Source organism: Methylobacterium sp. E-065, assembly GCF_022829605.1.
In the GTDB taxonomy this organism is placed as follows: domain Bacteria; phylum Pseudomonadota; class Alphaproteobacteria; order Rhizobiales; family Beijerinckiaceae; genus Methylobacterium.
Genome location: NZ_JAKSYD010000112.1, coordinates 141,082 through 156,101, shown reverse-complemented (window position 1 = coordinate 156,101; position 15,020 = coordinate 141,082). Strand labels below are relative to the sequence as shown.

The following is a 15,020-nucleotide window of genomic DNA, read 5'->3' as shown; positions in this document are numbered from 1 at the left end:
CGGCGACGGGGATTGACCATGACCGCACTTTGGACCCGCGCGGAGCTCGAAGCCGCCACCGGCGGCCGCCTGATCGGCGCCGAGCAGCCGATCGGCGGCGCCTCGATCGACACCCGGACGCTGCAACCCGGCGACCTGTTCTTCGCCATCCGGGGCGAGGCGCGCGACGGCCATGACTTCGTCGCCGACGCCCTGGGGCGCGGAGCCGGCGCCGCACTGGTGCGCCAGGATCGCGCCGACGCGCTGGCGGCGCACGGCCCCCTGCTGGCGGTGCCGGAGATCGGCGAGGATCCGGTCCTGACCGCGATGGTCCGCCTCGGCGCGGCCGCCCGCGCCCGAACCACGGCTCAGGTGGTGGCGGTAACGGGCTCCGTCGGCAAGACCGGCACCAAGGAGGCCCTGCGCCACGTCCTGTCCGAGCAGGGCGAGACCCATGCCTCGGCGGCCTCCTACAACAACCATTGGGGCGTCCCGCTGACGCTGGCCCGGATGCCCGCTTCGACGCGCTACGGCGTGTTCGAGATCGGCATGAACCACGCCGCTGAGATCGTGCCGCTGACCGCGCAGGTTCGCCCCGACATCGCCCTGATCACCACGGTCGAGCCGGTCCATATCGAGCATTTCGCCTCGCTCGCCGCCATCGCGGATGCCAAGGGCGAGATCTTCTCCGGGCTCCAGCCCGGCGGCGTCGCCATTATCAACCGGGACGGCCCGCATTTCGACCGCCTCGTCGCCCACGCGCAGGCGTCCCGGGCCGGCCGGATCGTCAGCTTCGGTGAGCACCCGCAGGCCGATGTCCGCGCCCAGCGGATCGTGCTGCGCCCCGATCTCTCGGTGGTGGACGCGGTGGTGATGGGTGAGGCCGTCACCTACAAGCTCGGGACCGCCGGCCGGCACACGGCGCTGAACTCGCTCGGCGTCATGGCGGTGATCCACGCGCTCGGCGCCGACCTCGCCCGGGCCGCGCTGTCGCTCGGCACGCTGTCCCCACCCGCCGGGCGCGGGGCGCGGACCGCCCTCGAGATCGACGGCGGCACCGCCTACCTCATCGATGAGAGCTACAACGCCAACCCGGCGGCGGTCCGGGCGGCGTTGGCGACGCTCGCCGGCATCGAGACCGGACCGCGCGGGCGCCGCATCGCGGTGCTCGGCGACATGCTGGAACTCGGCGCCGCCGCCCCGGACCTCCATCGCGGCCTCGCCGAGGCGGTCGAGGCCGCGCATATCGATCTCGTTTTCGCGGCCGGCCCGCTGACGCGCCACCTGTTCGAGGCGCTCCCGGTCAGCCGCCGAGCCGGCGCGGCCGACACCGCCGCCGACCTGATCGAGCCGATCACGCGGATCCTGCGGCCCGGGGATGCCGTCATGATCAAGGGATCGAACGGCAGCCGCATGGGCCGGATTGTCGACGCGCTGAAAGCCCGCTACGCGGACGACCCGGCGCGGCGCGCCCTCGCGACGGCCCCCTGATCGCGCGCCTGAGTTGATCGATGCGGCCCAGCGTCATGGACGATCGGTGCCGCTCCCTGAAACCCTCGCCTGAACGAAGGGGCCGAGCGCCCGCATGCTGTACCTTCTCTCGGAACTGAGCGGCAGCTTCACGCCGCTGAACGTGTTCCGCTACATCACCTTCCGCACCGGCGGCGCGCTGTTCACGGCGGGCCTGTTCGTGTTCTGGTTCGGCCCCTGGATCATCTCGCTCCTGCGGATCCGGCAGGGCAAGGGTCAGCCGATCCGCGAGGACGGGCCGCAGACCCATCTGCTGACCAAGCGCGGCACCCCGACCATGGGCGGCCTGATGATCCTGGCGGGCGCCGTGGTGGCGATCCTGCTGTGGGCCAACCCCCGCAACCACTACGTCTGGGTGACGCTGACCGTCACGCTCGGGTTCGGGGCGATCGGGTTCTACGACGACTACCTCAAGGTGACGAAGCAGTCGCACAAGGGCTTCTCCGGCAAGTTCCGATTGGCCTTGGAGGCTGTGATCGCGCTCGCGGCCTGCGTCACCGTCGCGGTCTATTCCCCCTCCGCGCTGCAGAACCAGCTCGCCTTCCCGGTCTTCAAGGACGCGCTGCTGAACCTCGGCTGGTTCTACCCGCTGTTCGGCGCCTTCGTGATCGTCGGCGCCGGCAATTCCGTGAACATGACCGACGGACTCGACGGGCTCGCCATCGTGCCGGTGATGATCGCCTGCGGCACCTTCGGGTTCATCGCCTACCTCGTGGGCAATTCCTTCACGGCGAGCTACCTGCAGGTGAACTACGTCCGCGACACAGGCGAACTCGCCGTAGTCTGCGGCGCGGTGATCGGAGCCGGCCTCGGCTTCCTCTGGTTTAACGCACCGCCGGCCCAGATCTTCATGGGCGATACCGGCTCGCTCGCGCTCGGCGGCCTGCTCGGCAGCATCGCGGTGGCGACCAAGCACGAGATCGTCCTGGCGATCGTTGGCGGCCTGTTCGTCCTGGAGATGATGTCGGTGATCATCCAGGTCGCCTCGTTCAAGCTGACGGGCAAGCGCGTCTTCCGGATGGCGCCGATCCACCACCATTTCGAGCAGAAGGGCTGGAAGGAGCCGCAGGTCGTGATCCGGTTCTGGATCATCGCGGTGATCCTGGCGCTGGCGGGCTTGGCGACGCTGAAGCTGCGCTGAAGAAGTGTGCTAAATAACTGTCTTGAGCGGCCAGATCCCTGTCTGGCCCTCATCCTGAGGTGCCGGAGCGTAGCGGAGGCCTCGAAGGAGGCCTCCAGCCAGCCGCGCGAGCCCTGGAGCCCTCCTTCGAGGCTGCTGCGCAGCACCTCAGGATGAGGGCGTGAGTGGGACCGGTCGGATCGACTGCCGCATCCAGAGTTCCGCATGACACCCGTCACCGTCTTTCAGGAAAAAACCGTTGCCCTGTTCGGTCTCGGCGGCTCCGGACTCGCCACGGCGCTGGCCTTGAAGGCGGGCGGTGCCGATGTGCGGGCGTGGGACGACAACGCCGACAGCCGCGTCCGCGCGCAGGACGCTGGAATCGGTATCGAGAATCTGCGTGTGTCCGACTGGTCAGGCCTCTCCGCCCTGGTGCTGAGCCCAGGCGTTCCCCTGACCCACCCGGAACCGCATTGGAGCGTCCGCCTTGCCAAGGAAGCCGGCGTCGAGATCATCGGCGACATCGAGCTGTTCTGCCGCGAGCGCCGGGCGCAGGCGCCGGGGGCACCGTTCGTGGCGATCACCGGGACCAACGGCAAATCGACCACCACGGCGCTAATCGCCCATGTCCTGGCCCAGGCGGGCCGCGACGTGCAGATGGGCGGCAATATCGGCACCGCGATCCTGTCGCTGGAGCCGCCCTCCGCGGACCGCGTCCACGTAATCGAGATGTCGTCCTTCCAGATCGACCTCACGCCGGGCCTCGACCCGAGCATCGGCGTACTGATGAACATCACCCCCGACCATCTCGACCGTCACGGCACCATGGAGCAGTACGCCGCCATCAAGGAGCGTCTGATCCAGGGCGCAGGGCTCGCGATTGTCGGCATCGACGATGCGCCGAGCCGCACCATCGCCGAAAGGCGCGGCATCGACCTCGTGCGTGTCCACGTGCCCCACGGTGAGGTGCTCGCCACCGATGCCCTGACGGTGCGCGACGGCATCGTCCGCGAACCGGACGGCACGGCGCTCGCCGATGTGAACGGGATCGGCTCGCTGCGGGGCGCCCACAACTGGCAAAACGCGGCGGTCGCGGCGGTGGTGGCGCGAGCGCTCGGTCTGTCGGGCGAGCAGATCCAGGCCGGGCTGACCTCGTTCCCGGGCCTGCCGCATCGGATGGAAGAGGTCGGACGGCGCGGCCCCGTGCTGTTCGTCAACGATTCCAAGGCGACCAACGCCGATTCCACCGAGAAGGCACTCCTGGCCTTCCGGGACATCCACTGGATCCTCGGCGGCAAGGCCAAGGATGGGGGAATCTTCCCGCTGGTGCCGTATTTCGAGCGGGTCGCCCATGCCTACCTGATTGGTGCGGCGTCCGACGCCTTCGCGGCGACCCTGGACGGCGCCGTGCCCTACACCCGCTGCGAGACGCTGGAGGTGGCGGTGCCGAAGGCCGCCGAGAACGCCGCAGCCTCGGGCGCCCCGGAGCCCGTGGTGCTGCTCTCGCCGGCCTGCGCGTCCTACGATCAGTTTCCGAACTTCGAAGTGCGCGGCAACCGGTTCCGCGAGCTGGTGCAGGCGCTCGACTGAGGGAAGCTCAGCGCGCCAGTACCTTGGCGGCCTCGCGGGTCGTCCCCACCGCCTGCGAGACGCCGGCCACCGACTGCACGATCGCGCCGATATTGCCCGTGATCGCCGTGACCGCGCCGGAGGCGCTCTGCATGTTCTCGGCAAGGTCGCGCGTCACCGCACTCTGCTCCTCGATGGCGGCCGCCGTCGCCACCACTGTCTCCCGCATCACCGAGACCGAAGCCCCGATCGAGCCCAGCGCCACAACCACCTCCTGCGAGACCCGCTGTATGCTGGCGATCTCGCCGTTGATCTGGCCGGTGGCGCGGGCGGCCTGATCGGCCAAAGCCTTCACCTCGGACGCCACCACGGCAAAACCCCGTCCGGCCTCGCCGGCGCGCGCCGCCTCGATCGTGGCGTTGAGCGCCAGCAGATTGATCTGGCCGGCGATGTTCTGGATCAAGCCGACGATGCCCGTCATCGCGGTCGCGGTGAGGGCGAGCCGCTTCGTATGGGCGTCGGCATCCTGAACGCAGGCATAGGCGGTGTCGGTGGCGCTCTGGGAGCGCACGATGCTCTGGGACATCTCGGCCACCGACGCCGCCAGTTCCTCGGCGGCAGCGGCAACGGTCTGGACATTGCCGGAGGTCGAATCGGCGGCCGAGGAGGCCAGCACGGCCGCCTGGGTCGAATGCGACACGGCCTGCTCGATCTCGCCGAAATTCTGATCGATGAGCGTGCGCAGGTCGGCGAACAGGCGAACCTGCTCGCTGATGTCGGTGGCGAACTTCACCACCTTGTAGGGGCGCCCGGCCGCATCCAGGATCGGATTGTAGGAGGCCTGGATCCAGACCTCGCGGCCACCCTTGCCGATCCGGCGGAACTGCGCCGCCTGATAGCTTCCGTTGCGCAGAGCCGCCCAGAAGGCGCGGTAGGCCTCGCTGTCCCGGTAGCCCGGCTCGACGAACCGGCTGTGATGCTGCCCCACGACCTCGGTGCGGTCATAGCCCATGACCGCCAGGAAGTTGTCGTTAGCCTCGATCACGGTGCCGTCGAGGTCGAAGGCGATGACCGCCTGCACCTTGTCGATCGCCGCGATCTGGCCGGCGCGATCGGCCTCTTCGGTCCTTTGCCGGGTGATGTCGGTGGCGAACTTCACCACCTTGTAGGGCCGGCCGCGACCGTCGAGCATCGGGTTGTAGGAGGCCTGGATCCAGATCGGGCGGCCGCCGCGACCGCTCCGCTGGAACTGCCCGGTCTCGAACGTCCCGGCCCGCAGCCGTTCCCAGAACGCCCGATAGTCGGCCGAGTCGCGCTGGGCCGGCTCCAGGAACAGGCTGTGATGCTGGCCGACGATCTCGGGCAGCGTATAGCCGACGACATCGAGGAAGTTCTGGTTCGCCGAGAGGATCCGGCCGTTCAGATCGAATTCGATCACGCCCTGGACCCGGTCGAGGGCCGCGAGCTTGACCTGGGCTTCACGGACGTTCAGGGTCTTGAACATGGCGTGCCGACTTCCGGTTGGCGGACCGGACGCCTCACGCTCCGTGTCGCCGGGTAAATACACCCGCAAGTTGCGTTACCAAAATTAACATAGCGTATCTTAAGTCCAGTATTCGGATACCAGTATGCTTGATCCGTCGCCGCCGCAGCGCGCGCGGACGCGGCCCGCCATAAGGCTCCGTTTACCATTCCTGCACAGGATCCAGCCCGACCCGCGCGGATCGTCGTTCGCACGGACTGGAGTCGTTACCCGGCATGATGTCACGTGCTGAACGCACCCCCCTGACAGATTGGTGGTGGACCGTGGACCGCGGCCTGCTCGCGGCCCTGTTCGCGCTCATGGTCGCCGGCCTCGTCTTCCTGATGGGCGGCGGCCCGCCGGTCGCCGAGCGCATCGGCCTGCCGACCTTCTACTTCCTGAACCGGCAGGCGATGTACCTCGCGCCGACCATCCTGCTGATCTGCGCGGTCTCGTTCCTGTCCCTGCGCGGCATCCGCCGGCTGGCCCTGGTCACCTGGATCTGCGGCGTCGCCCTCTGCCTGCTCGCCGGCAAGTTCGGCCCCGAGATCAAGGGCGCACATCGCTGGATCCAGTTCGGCCCCTTCGGCCTCCAGCCCTCGGAATTCGTGAAGCCGGCCTTCGTGGTGGTGTCCGCGTGGGCGTTCTCGGAGGGGGCGCAGCGCCGCGACATGCCCGGCGGCTTCCTGGCGATGCTGCTCCTGCCGATCACCATCGTGCCGCTGCTGCTTCAGCCCGATTTCGGCCAGACCATGCTGATTACCATGGTGTGGTGCGCGCTGTTCTTCGTGGCCGGCCTGCACCTGATCTGGGTCGCGGTGCTCGGGGTGCTCGGGCTCGGGGGCGTGTTTGCGGCTTACCTGTTCTTCCACCACGTGCGCGAGCGCTTCAACAAGTTCCTCGACCGGGATTCCGGCGGTGGCTTCCAGGATTTCTGGTCACGCGAATCCTTCCGCTCGGGCGGATGGTTCGGCACCGGGCCGGGGGAGGGCGTGGCCAAGCGGCACCTGCCGGACGCCCACACCGACTTCATCTTCTCAGTCACCGGCGAGGAGTTCGGCGTGATCGTCTGCCTCTGCCTCGTGGCGCTGTTCGCCTTCATCGTGCTGCGCGGCCTCAAGCTCGCCCGGCGCACCGACGACACGTTCTCGCGGCTGGCGATCACCGGCCTGACCACACTCTTCGGCTTGCAGGCGTGCATCAACATGGCGGTGAACACCCAGCTGATGCCTGCCAAGGGCATGACGCTGCCCTTCGTGTCCTACGGCGGCTCGTCGCTGATATCCCTGGCGCTCGGCACGGGCTTCCTCGTCGCCCTGACCCGGAAGCGTCCGCGCACCATCCTGCTCAGCCAGAAGCCCCCCGGCACCGCACCCGCCACCGTGGCCGGAGTGATGCGGTGACGGTCTTCACCCCCACGATCCTGCTCTGCGCGGGCGGCACCGGCGGCCACCTGTTCCCGGCCGAGAGCCTCGCCCACGCGCTCCGCGCCCGCGGCATCCGAGTGGCGCTCGCCACCGATGCCCGGGTCGATTCGATCGCCTCCGAGTTCCCGGCTTCCGAGGTCATCACCATCGCGTCCGCGACGCCCTCGGGCCGCTCGCCCCTGAAACGGGCCAATGCCGTTCTGACGCTCGGCCGCGGTTTCGGCGTCGCTGCCAAGGAGATCCGCCGGATCAACCCGGCCGCCATCGTGGGCTTCGGCGGCTACCCGACCGTGCCTCCGGTCCTGGCCGGCCAGATCCTGCGGGTCCCGACGATCCTGCACGAGCAGAACGCCGTGATGGGCCGGGCCAACGCCTTCCTGGCGCGGGGCGCGCGCACCATCGCCACGGGCTTCAAGGTGGTACGCGGGGTGCCCGACAAGGCGAAGGCACCGCGCATCCACACCGGCAACCCGCTTCGCCCAGCGGTGATCGAGGCCGCGAAGGTCGCGTACCCTGCCTTCGGCGACGGTGACGTTCTGCGCCTCCTGGTATTCGGCGGCAGCCAGGGTGCCCGGGTCATGGGCGAGGTCGTGCCCGAGGCGCTCGCGCGCCTGCCTGACGCCCTGCGCGCCCGGCTGCACCTCGTGCAGCAGGTCCGACCCGAGGATCTGACGGCGGTGCAGAACCGCTACCTTGCGATGGGTCTCGCCGGGATCGAGGCGGCGCCGTTCTTTAAAGACCTGCCCGCCCGGATGGCGGCAAGCCACCTCGTGGTCGGGCGCTCGGGCGCCTCGACGGTCTCGGAACTCGCAGCGATCGGTCGTCCGGCGATCCTCGTGCCGCTGCCCGGCTCGCTCGATCAAGACCAGGCTGCCAACGCCGCGACCCTCGACGCCATCGGCGCCGCTTTGGCCGTGAAGCAGTCGGACTTCACCCCGGATCGCCTCGCCGCAGAGCTGACCGCCTGCTTCGCAACGCCGGCAAAATTGACCGCGGCGGCCGATGCGGCCAGAAGCGCGGGCATCCATGATGCCGCCGAACGGCTGGCCGAGGTCGTCGTCAAGACGGCGGCCCGCACCTGATCCTTACGGGATTCCGCACCGGCGATCCCGCCACCAGACGGTTCGACCCATGAAGCTGCCCGACAAGCTCGGTCCCATCCACTTCATCGGCATCGGCGGCATCGGCATGTCCGGCATCGCCGAGGTGATGCACAATCTCGGCTACACGGTGCAGGGCTCGGACGCCAACGACAACGCCAATGTCCGCCGTCTCGCCGAGAAGGGCATGCGCACCTTCGTGGGTCACAATGCCGACAACGTCGCGGAGGCCGCGCTGGTCGTGGTCTCGACGGCGATCCAGCGTGACAACCCGGAGCTGGAATCCGCCCGGGAGCGCCGCCTGCCCGTGGTGCGCCGGGCCGAGATGCTGGCCGAGCTGATGCGCTTCAAATCCTGCGTCGCCATCGCGGGCACGCACGGCAAGACCACGACCACGTCCCTGGTCGCGACCCTGCTGGATGCCGGCAACCTCGATCCGACCGTGATCAACGGCGGCATCATCAATGCCTACGGCACCAACGCCCGGATGGGTGAGGGCGACTGGATGGTGGTGGAGGCCGACGAATCCGACGGCACCTTCCTCAAGCTGCCCGCCGACGTGGCGATCGTCACCAATATCGATCCCGAGCATCTCGACCATTTCGGCTCGTTCGAGGCGGTCAAGGACGCGTTCCGGCGCTTCATCGACAACATCCCGTTCTACGGCTTCGCCGTGATGTGCACCGACCATCCGGTGGTGCAGGACCTCGTCGGCCATATTGAGGACCGGCGGATCATCACCTACGGCGAGAATCCGCAGGCCGACGTGCGCCTGATCGACGTGGACCTGCGCGGCGGCCAGAGCCGCTTCCGGGTGATGATCCGCGACCGCCGTCCGGGCTACCGGATGGAGATGGAGGATCTGGTCCTACCGATGCCGGGCAAGCACAACGCGCTCAACGCCACCGCGGCTTTGGCAGTGGCGCACGAACTCGGCGTGAAGCCCGAGGCGATCCGCAACGCACTCGCCGGATTCGGCGGCGTGAAGCGGCGCTTCACCCGAACCGGCGAATGGAACGGCGCGACGATCTTCGACGATTACGGACACCATCCGGTGGAGATCAAGGCGGTGCTCAAGGCCGCCCGCGCCTCGACCGAGCACGGGGTGATCGCGATCGTGCAGCCGCACCGCTACACAAGGCTGCAATCGCTCTTCGACGATTTCTGCACCTGCTTCAACGACGCAGACACGGTGATCGTCGCCCCGGTCTACGCGGCCGGCGAAGCGCCGATCGAAGGGTTCGACCGCGACAGCCTCGTGGCGGGCCTGCGGTCCCGCGGCCACCGGGACGCCCGGGCGCTGGAGCGGCCGGAGGAGCTGGCCGGGATCATCGCCGACCTCGCCAAGCCGGGCGATTACGTGGTGTTCCTCGGCGCCGGCACGATCACCCAATGGGCTTATGCGCTGCCGGATGAGCTGGCGGCGCGGGGGCAGTGAGGGGATGCGCGAAGCCGATCCGGAACGGAGTCGTTTCCGGCGGGGCTTACGCGAGACGCAGACCGAGGCAGAACGCCGCCTCTGGTATCGCCTGCGCGACCGGCGTCTGGCTGGTTTCAAGTTCCACCCGTCAGGAGTCGATCGGCCGATACGTCGCAGATTTCTGCTGCCGGGATCTTCGACTGATCATCGAACTCGACGGTGGCCAGCATGCCGACAGCGAGCATGATCGCGTTCGCGACGCGTGGCTGGCCACGCAGGGCTATCGCATCCTGCGATGCTGGAACGCAGAGATTGTGAACAACATCATCGGTGCCTTGGACACCATCCTGGCCGCGCTTCCCCCCTCTCCCCGCGCGCGGGGAGAGGGCCGCGACGACCCCGTCGTCGGCGCGGCGAGCCCACAGGGCGAAGGTGAGGGGGCGGCTCCGGTCGAGTCACATCCGGAACCGCCCCCTCACCCTCGGCTGCCGCCTCGATGCGACGACGACAAGGTCGTCGCATCCCTCTCCCCGCAAGCGGGGCGAGGGGAGAAACACCAATGACCGCATCCCTCCACGACCGAATCCGCGCCGCCGCCCCCGATCTCCGCGGGCGCCTGCTCGCCGAGCATCCGCTGGCCGATCTCACTTGGTTCCGCGTCGGCGGACCGGCCGAGGTGCTGTTCACCCCGGCTGATGAGGAGGATCTCGCCCGCCTCCTCGCCGCCCTTGAGCCGGACGTGCCGGTGACGGTGATCGGCCTCGGTTCCAACCTGATCGTCCGCGACGGCGGCGTGCCCGGCGTGGTGATCCGCTTAGGGGGAAAGACGTTCGGTGGCATCGCGATCGACGGCGATACCCTGACGGTCGGCACAGCCGTTCCCGACATGCGCCTCGCGAAGGCCGCCGCCGAGGCCGGGCTCGACGGGCTCGCGTTCTACCGCGGTATCCCGGGCTCGATCGGCGGCGCGCTGCGCATGAATGCCGGCGCCCATGGTGGCGAGACCACCGACGTGCTGATCGAGGCAACCGGCCTCGACCGCCGGGGCGCGCTCCGCACGTTCAGCCACGCCGAGATGGGCTTCTCCTATCGGCATTCGGACGCGCCGGAGGACGTGATCTTCACCCGCGCCCGGTTCCGCGGAAAGCCCGGCGACCGGACCGCCATCGAGGCCGAGATGGAGCGGGTCACCGCCGCCCGCGAGGCCGCCCAGCCGATCCGCGAACGCACCGGCGGCTCGACCTTCGCCAACCCGCCGGGCGGCAAGGCGTGGCAGCTCATCGACGCTGCCGGCTGCCGGGGGCTGACACGGGGCGGCGCCCAGGTCAGCGAGATGCATTGCAATTTCCTGATCAACACCAGCGCTGCCACCGCGGACGACATCGAAGGGCTGGGCGAAGAAGTCCGGCGGCGGGTGCGGGAGACCAGCGGCGTCGAACTGCGCTGGGAGATCCGGCGGATCGGATTGGCGACTTCGGCGGTAAGACGGTAAGATGTAAGTCCGGCGGCGCTGGGGGATCGACATGGCGGATCAACTCGCACGGACCGCATATTCAAAAGTCTCGGTGAAGAGCCAGACCGTGCTGCCACCGGAGGTGCGGGAGCACCTTGCGATCCGGCCGGGGGACCGCCTGCGCTACCGGATCACGCCGGACGGCATCCGAATCGACAAGGCTCCCCCTGACGGGGAGGATCCGTTCGTGGCCTTCACGGAATGGGCCGGCCCGATCGACGATGAAGACTATGCCGACCTCTGAGCTGCCGGCCGGGACCGTCGTAGTCGTTCCGTTTCCCTATTCCGATCGATTGGCGGAGAAGCGGCGCCCCGCCCTCATCGTATCGGGGCCGGCTGTGGCCGAAGCCGGCTACGTCTGGATCGCGATGATCACGAGTGCGCGCAACACGCAGGCCATGGGTGATGTCCGCATCGACGATGGTACCGCGGCCGGCCTCAGCGTCGCTTCCGTGGTTCGCCCGCTCAAGATCGCCTGCATCGAGCCCACCCGAATCCTGCGCCGTATCGGGACGCTGCCGGCCGACACGGCCGCCCAGGTTTTCATTGCAATTAAGAGCCTGATCGGCCCGGCATGAGCCGATCCCCCCCACAAAGTCTCGCCCCGGAGCCCCCCATGTCCAAGCACGTCGCCGTCCTCCTGGGCGGCACCTCCGCCGAGCGGGAAGTGTCGCTCAATTCCGGCAAGGCCTGCGCGGACGCCCTCGAAGGCGAGGGCTATCGGGTCACGCGCGTCGATGTCGGGCCCGACATCGCCACGGTGCTGACCGCGCTCCGGCCCGACGTGGCCTTCAACGCGCTGCACGGCCCGGACGGGGAGGACGGCAAGATCCAGGGCCTGCTGGAGATCCTCAAGATCCCCTACACCCACTCCGGCGTCCTCGCCTCGTCGCTCGCCATGAACAAGGAGCGGGCGAAGACCGCCATGCGCGCGGCCGGCATCGACGTGCCGGAGAGCCGGATCGTTAACCGTCACGAGGCCGCCCGGACACACGCCCTGCCGCCACCCTACGTGGTGAAGCCGATCGCCGAGGGCTCATCCATGGGGGTGATCATCGTCCGCGACGGGCGCTCGCATCCGCCCCAGATCCTGGGCTCGGACGCCTGGACCTACGGCGAGCAAGTCCTTGCAGAACCTTACATAGCCGGCCGCGAACTCACCTGCGGGGTGATGGGCGACAAGGCACTGGGGGTGATCGAGGTGAAGGCCGCCACGGGGGACTGGTACGACTACGACGCGAAATATGCGCCCGGGGGCTCGGTCCACGTGCTGCCGGCCGAACTTAAACCAAATGTTTACCAGCGTGTCCAAGAACTGTCGTTAACGGCGCATCAAGCACTGGGCTGCCGGGGCGTCAGCCGTGCCGACCTTCGATTCGACGACACGCCGGGTGGAACCGGCCGACTCGTGGTTCTCGAGGTCAACACGCAACCCGGCATGACCCAGACGAGCCTTGTGCCGGATATGGCGGCCCATGCGGGCCTTAGCTTCGGTGAGCTCGTCCGATGGATGGTGGAGGACGCTTCCCTGAATCGCTGAGCGGCGACGCCGCCGGCCGAAGCGGTCCCGCGCGTTTCGCCGGGGCTGTGATGGGCCGGCTCCCGTCCCGGTCGCTCTCGGTTCGCCGCGCGCGCTCCGGCCAGCGCCTGGGCGCACGCCTGTCCCGCGGGACCGGAACCGTCGCCGTCTCCATGACCTTCGCGGCCTTTGCGCTTGCCGGCTTCGTGGCGAGCGGGCGCTACGATTCCTTCGTGGCCGAGCAGGGACGCCCCCTTGATATCGCGGCGCGGGTACTCGGCTTCGGCGTCGAGCGCGTAACCATCTCGGGCATCTCCCGGATGTACGATCGCGAAGTCCTGGCTGCGGCCGGCATCGACTGGCGCTCCTCGGTGCCGTTCCTCGACGTCGGCGCCGTGCGCGAGAAGCTGCTGCGCGTGCCGTTGATCGCCCAGGCTTCGGTGCGCAAGATCTACCCCAACGAGATCGCCATCACCCAGGTGGAGCGCGAGCCCGCCGCCCTCTGGCAGAAGAACGGTGAGCTCAGCGTCATCGCGGCCGACGGCACGGTGATCGACGCGATGCGGGATGACCGCTACGCCAGCCTGCCCCTGGTGGTCGGCGAAGAGGCCAACACCAAGCTGCCGGAATACCTGGCGCTGGTCGCCGCCGCCGGCCCGCTCGCCGACCGGATCAAGGCCGGCACCTACGTCTCCGGCCGGCGCTGGACCCTCAAGCTCGACGGCGTCGATGTACGCCTGCCCGAGGTCGACCCGGCCGCCGCGCTCGCCCGTCTCGTTCGGTTCGAGCGCGAGGCCGGCCTCCTGGAAAAGGACATCATCGCGGTGGATCTGCGCATGTCGGACCGCGTCGTGGTGCGCCTGACCGAGGAGGCCGCCGCAACCCGCGCGGAAGCCCAGAAGGCGAAGAAGAAGGGCGCGGCCAGCTGATGCCCTTCCGATCGATCTCCGCCCGTCCCGCACCCCGCGTTTGGTAGCGTCAATGCACAGCCAACACGGCCTCACACCGCGCCTGAAGCCGCTCTCGGCCCGACGCTCGACCACCCTCTCGGTGCTCGACATCGGGACGAGCAAGGTGGTCTGCCTTATCGCCGAGCTGCAGCCCGCCGAAGCGCTCTCCACGCTGCGCGGCCGCACGCACCTCGCGCGCATCATCGGCATCGGCCATCAGCGCTCGCTCGGGCTGAAGGGCGGCGCCATCGTCGATCTCGCCGCCGCCGAGGGCGCGATTCGTCAGGCGGTCCACGCCGCCGAGCGGATGGCCAAGGTCGAGGTCCAGTCGGTCATCGTCAACATGTCGGGTGGCCGGCTGGCCTCCCAGCATTTCCAGGCGCGGGTGAACGTCCGCTCCGGCACCGTCACGGGCAGCGACGTCGAGCGGGTGCTCGAGACCGCGAGCGCCCACGGCGTCAGCCCCGGCCGGGCCGTGCTCCACGCGCTCCCTACCGGCTACGCGCTGGACGGGCAGGGTGCGGTGATCGACCCGTCGGGCATGATCGGCGAGGCGCTGAGCGTCGATCTGCACGTCGTCACCAGCGAGTTGGCTGCGGCGCGCAATGTCATGCTGGCGGTGGAGCATTGCCATCTCGGGGTCGAGGCGGTGATCGCCACGCCCTACGCGGCCGGCCTCTCGGCACTCGTCGACGACGAGGCCGAGATGGGCGTCTGCGTCGTCGATATGGGCGGTGGCACGACCAGCGTCGGCGTGTTCTCGGGCGGGCACCTCGTCCATGCGGACGCGGTGGCGGTCGGCGGCCACCACGTCACCATGGATATCGCCCGGGGGCTCTCGACCCGCATGGCGGCGGCCGAGCGGCTGAAGACCCTCTACGGCTCGGCCCTCTCAACCCCCTCCGACGACCGGGACATGATCGCGGTCCACGGCGTCGGCGAGGACGAGGGCGAGGCCCCGGCCCACATCCCGCGCTCGCAGCTCGTGCGGATCATCAAGCCGCGGGTCGAGGAGGTGATCGAGCTGGTGCGCGACCGGCTGCGCGAGGCCGGCTTCGCGGCGCAAGCCGGCCGGCGGGTGGTGCTCACCGGCGGCGCCAGCCAGCTCGTCGGCCTGCCGGAGGTCGCTCGCCGCATCCTCCAGGGTCAGGTTCGGATCGGCCGCCCCCTCGGGATCCGCGGCCTGCCGGAAGCCGCCAAGGGCCCGGCCTTCTCGGCGGCGGTCGGTCTGCTGGTCTACCCGCAGGTTGCCCATGCCGAGCATTTCGAGCCGCGTGGGCACAGCGCCTTCGCGGCCACCGGAACCGACAACTACCTGAACCGGGTCGGCCGCTGGCTCCGGGACAGCTTCTAGGTTTCGCCCCCACCCCA

The 15,020-nt window shown here is 69.1% G+C and carries 14 protein-coding genes and 1 pseudogene; 14 read left to right on the top strand and 1 reads right to left on the bottom strand.

Translation table 11 applies throughout. The features are described from left to right. Nucleotides 1-18: 18 nt before the first annotated feature. The 3 genes from MKK84_RS13980 (at nt 19) to murD (ending at nt 4,219) form a co-directional block, all read left to right on the top strand. Nucleotides 19-1,470, top strand: a complete 1,452-nt coding sequence (locus tag MKK84_RS13980) for a UDP-N-acetylmuramoylalanyl-D-glutamyl-2,6-diaminopimelate--D-alanyl-D-alanine ligase (protein ID WP_243920565.1) — start codon at nt 19-21, stop codon at nt 1,468-1,470. Between the two features lie 94 nt (nt 1,471-1,564). After that, on the top strand, nt 1,565-2,650 hold the full coding sequence (gene mraY / locus MKK84_RS13975; protein WP_243920563.1) for a phospho-N-acetylmuramoyl-pentapeptide-transferase: 1,086 nt from the start codon (nt 1,565-1,567) through the stop codon (nt 2,648-2,650). Between the two features lie 204 nt (nt 2,651-2,854). After that, nucleotides 2,855-4,219 (top strand): UDP-N-acetylmuramoyl-L-alanine--D-glutamate ligase, encoded by a 1,365-nt coding sequence (murD, locus tag MKK84_RS13970; protein WP_243920561.1) that lies wholly within the window; start codon nt 2,855-2,857, stop codon nt 4,217-4,219. 7 nt (nt 4,220-4,226) lie between these two features. On the opposite strand, the gene MKK84_RS13965 is transcribed toward murD, so the two are convergent. Continuing rightward, nucleotides 4,227-5,702, bottom strand: coding sequence for a PAS domain S-box protein (locus MKK84_RS13965; protein WP_243920559.1), 1,476 nt, complete (start codon nt 5,700-5,702; stop codon nt 4,227-4,229). A gap of 254 nt (nt 5,703-5,956) precedes the next feature. Between MKK84_RS13965 and MKK84_RS13960 the strand changes: the two genes are divergently transcribed. From MKK84_RS13960 to ftsA, 11 genes and pseudogenes are all read left to right on the top strand, one after another. Beyond that, nucleotides 5,957-7,123, top strand: a complete 1,167-nt coding sequence (locus tag MKK84_RS13960; RefSeq protein WP_243920556.1) for an FtsW/RodA/SpoVE family cell cycle protein — start codon at nt 5,957-5,959, stop codon at nt 7,121-7,123. Then, the gene (murG, locus tag MKK84_RS13955; protein ID WP_243920554.1) at nt 7,120-8,229 is read left to right on the top strand and encodes an undecaprenyldiphospho-muramoylpentapeptide beta-N-acetylglucosaminyltransferase; all 1,110 of its coding nucleotides are present in this window, start codon (nt 7,120-7,122) and stop codon (nt 8,227-8,229) included. Before MKK84_RS13960 ends, murG begins: the two co-directional genes overlap by 4 nt. 49 nt (nt 8,230-8,278) lie before the next feature. Further along, a complete protein-coding gene (murC, locus tag MKK84_RS13950; protein WP_243920552.1) occupies nt 8,279-9,685 on the top strand; it encodes a UDP-N-acetylmuramate--L-alanine ligase in 1,407 nt (468 codons plus the stop codon). Further along, a pseudogene (locus tag MKK84_RS35915) lies at nt 9,648-9,770 on the top strand (hypothetical protein); the annotation flags it as partial. The gene murC and the pseudogene MKK84_RS35915, both read left to right, overlap by 38 nt. 97 nt (nt 9,771-9,867) lie before the next feature. Then, nucleotides 9,868-10,230: a DUF559 domain-containing protein gene (locus MKK84_RS35695; protein ID WP_313899336.1), complete on the top strand. Its 363-nt coding sequence runs from the start codon at nt 9,868-9,870 to the stop codon at nt 10,228-10,230. Next, nucleotides 10,227-11,159 carry a UDP-N-acetylmuramate dehydrogenase gene (gene murB / locus MKK84_RS13940; RefSeq protein WP_243920550.1) on the top strand — a complete coding sequence of 311 codons (933 nt, stop codon included), beginning with the start codon at nt 10,227-10,229 and terminating at the stop codon, nt 11,157-11,159. The genes MKK84_RS35695 and murB overlap by 4 nt, the downstream gene beginning before the upstream one ends. Before the next feature lie 31 nt (nt 11,160-11,190). Next, nucleotides 11,191-11,424: an AbrB/MazE/SpoVT family DNA-binding domain-containing protein gene (locus MKK84_RS13935; protein ID WP_243920548.1), complete on the top strand. Its 234-nt coding sequence runs from the start codon at nt 11,191-11,193 to the stop codon at nt 11,422-11,424. Continuing rightward, entirely contained in the window at nt 11,411-11,758 is a 348-nt protein-coding gene (locus MKK84_RS13930; RefSeq protein ID WP_243920546.1) for a type II toxin-antitoxin system PemK/MazF family toxin, read from the top strand. The genes MKK84_RS13935 and MKK84_RS13930 overlap by 14 nt, the downstream gene beginning before the upstream one ends. 38 nt (nt 11,759-11,796) lie before the next feature. Further along, nucleotides 11,797-12,720 (top strand): D-alanine--D-alanine ligase, encoded by a 924-nt coding sequence (locus MKK84_RS13925; protein WP_243920544.1) that lies wholly within the window; start codon nt 11,797-11,799, stop codon nt 12,718-12,720. Further along, nucleotides 12,687-13,628 carry a cell division protein FtsQ/DivIB gene (locus MKK84_RS13920; protein WP_243920542.1) on the top strand — a complete coding sequence of 314 codons (942 nt, stop codon included), beginning with the start codon at nt 12,687-12,689 and terminating at the stop codon, nt 13,626-13,628. Before MKK84_RS13925 ends, MKK84_RS13920 begins: the two co-directional genes overlap by 34 nt. Before the next feature lie 52 nt (nt 13,629-13,680). Further along, a complete protein-coding gene (ftsA, locus tag MKK84_RS13915) occupies nt 13,681-15,003 on the top strand; it encodes a cell division protein FtsA (RefSeq protein WP_243920540.1) in 1,323 nt (440 codons plus the stop codon). The last annotated feature ends 17 nt before the right edge of the window (nt 15,004-15,020 follow it).

Excerpts from the sequence above, each read along its gene's own strand:
- MKK84_RS13980 (WP_243920565.1), top strand. The coding sequence starts at position 19 with ATGACCGCACTTTGGACCCGCGCGGAGCTCGAAGCCGCCACCGGCGGC.
- MKK84_RS13930 (WP_243920546.1), top strand. The coding sequence starts at position 11,411 with ATGCCGACCTCTGAGCTGCCGGCCGGGACCGTCGTAGTCGTTCCGTTT.
- murB (WP_243920550.1), top strand. The coding sequence starts at position 10,227 with ATGACCGCATCCCTCCACGACCGAATCCGCGCCGCCGCCCCCGATCTC.
- ftsA (WP_243920540.1), top strand. The coding sequence starts at position 13,681 with ATGCACAGCCAACACGGCCTCACACCGCGCCTGAAGCCGCTCTCGGCC.
- murD (WP_243920561.1), top strand. The coding sequence starts at position 2,855 with ATGACACCCGTCACCGTCTTTCAGGAAAAAACCGTTGCCCTGTTCGGT.
- mraY (WP_243920563.1), top strand. The coding sequence starts at position 1,565 with ATGCTGTACCTTCTCTCGGAACTGAGCGGCAGCTTCACGCCGCTGAAC.
- murC (WP_243920552.1), top strand. The coding sequence starts at position 8,279 with ATGAAGCTGCCCGACAAGCTCGGTCCCATCCACTTCATCGGCATCGGC.
- MKK84_RS13920 (WP_243920542.1), top strand. The coding sequence starts at position 12,687 with ATGGATGGTGGAGGACGCTTCCCTGAATCGCTGAGCGGCGACGCCGCC.
- MKK84_RS13935 (WP_243920548.1), top strand. The coding sequence starts at position 11,191 with ATGGCGGATCAACTCGCACGGACCGCATATTCAAAAGTCTCGGTGAAG.
- MKK84_RS13925 (WP_243920544.1), top strand. The coding sequence starts at position 11,797 with ATGTCCAAGCACGTCGCCGTCCTCCTGGGCGGCACCTCCGCCGAGCGG.
- MKK84_RS13960 (WP_243920556.1), top strand. The coding sequence starts at position 5,957 with ATGATGTCACGTGCTGAACGCACCCCCCTGACAGATTGGTGGTGGACC.
- MKK84_RS13965 (WP_243920559.1), bottom strand. The coding sequence starts at position 5,702 with ATGTTCAAGACCCTGAACGTCCGTGAAGCCCAGGTCAAGCTCGCGGCC.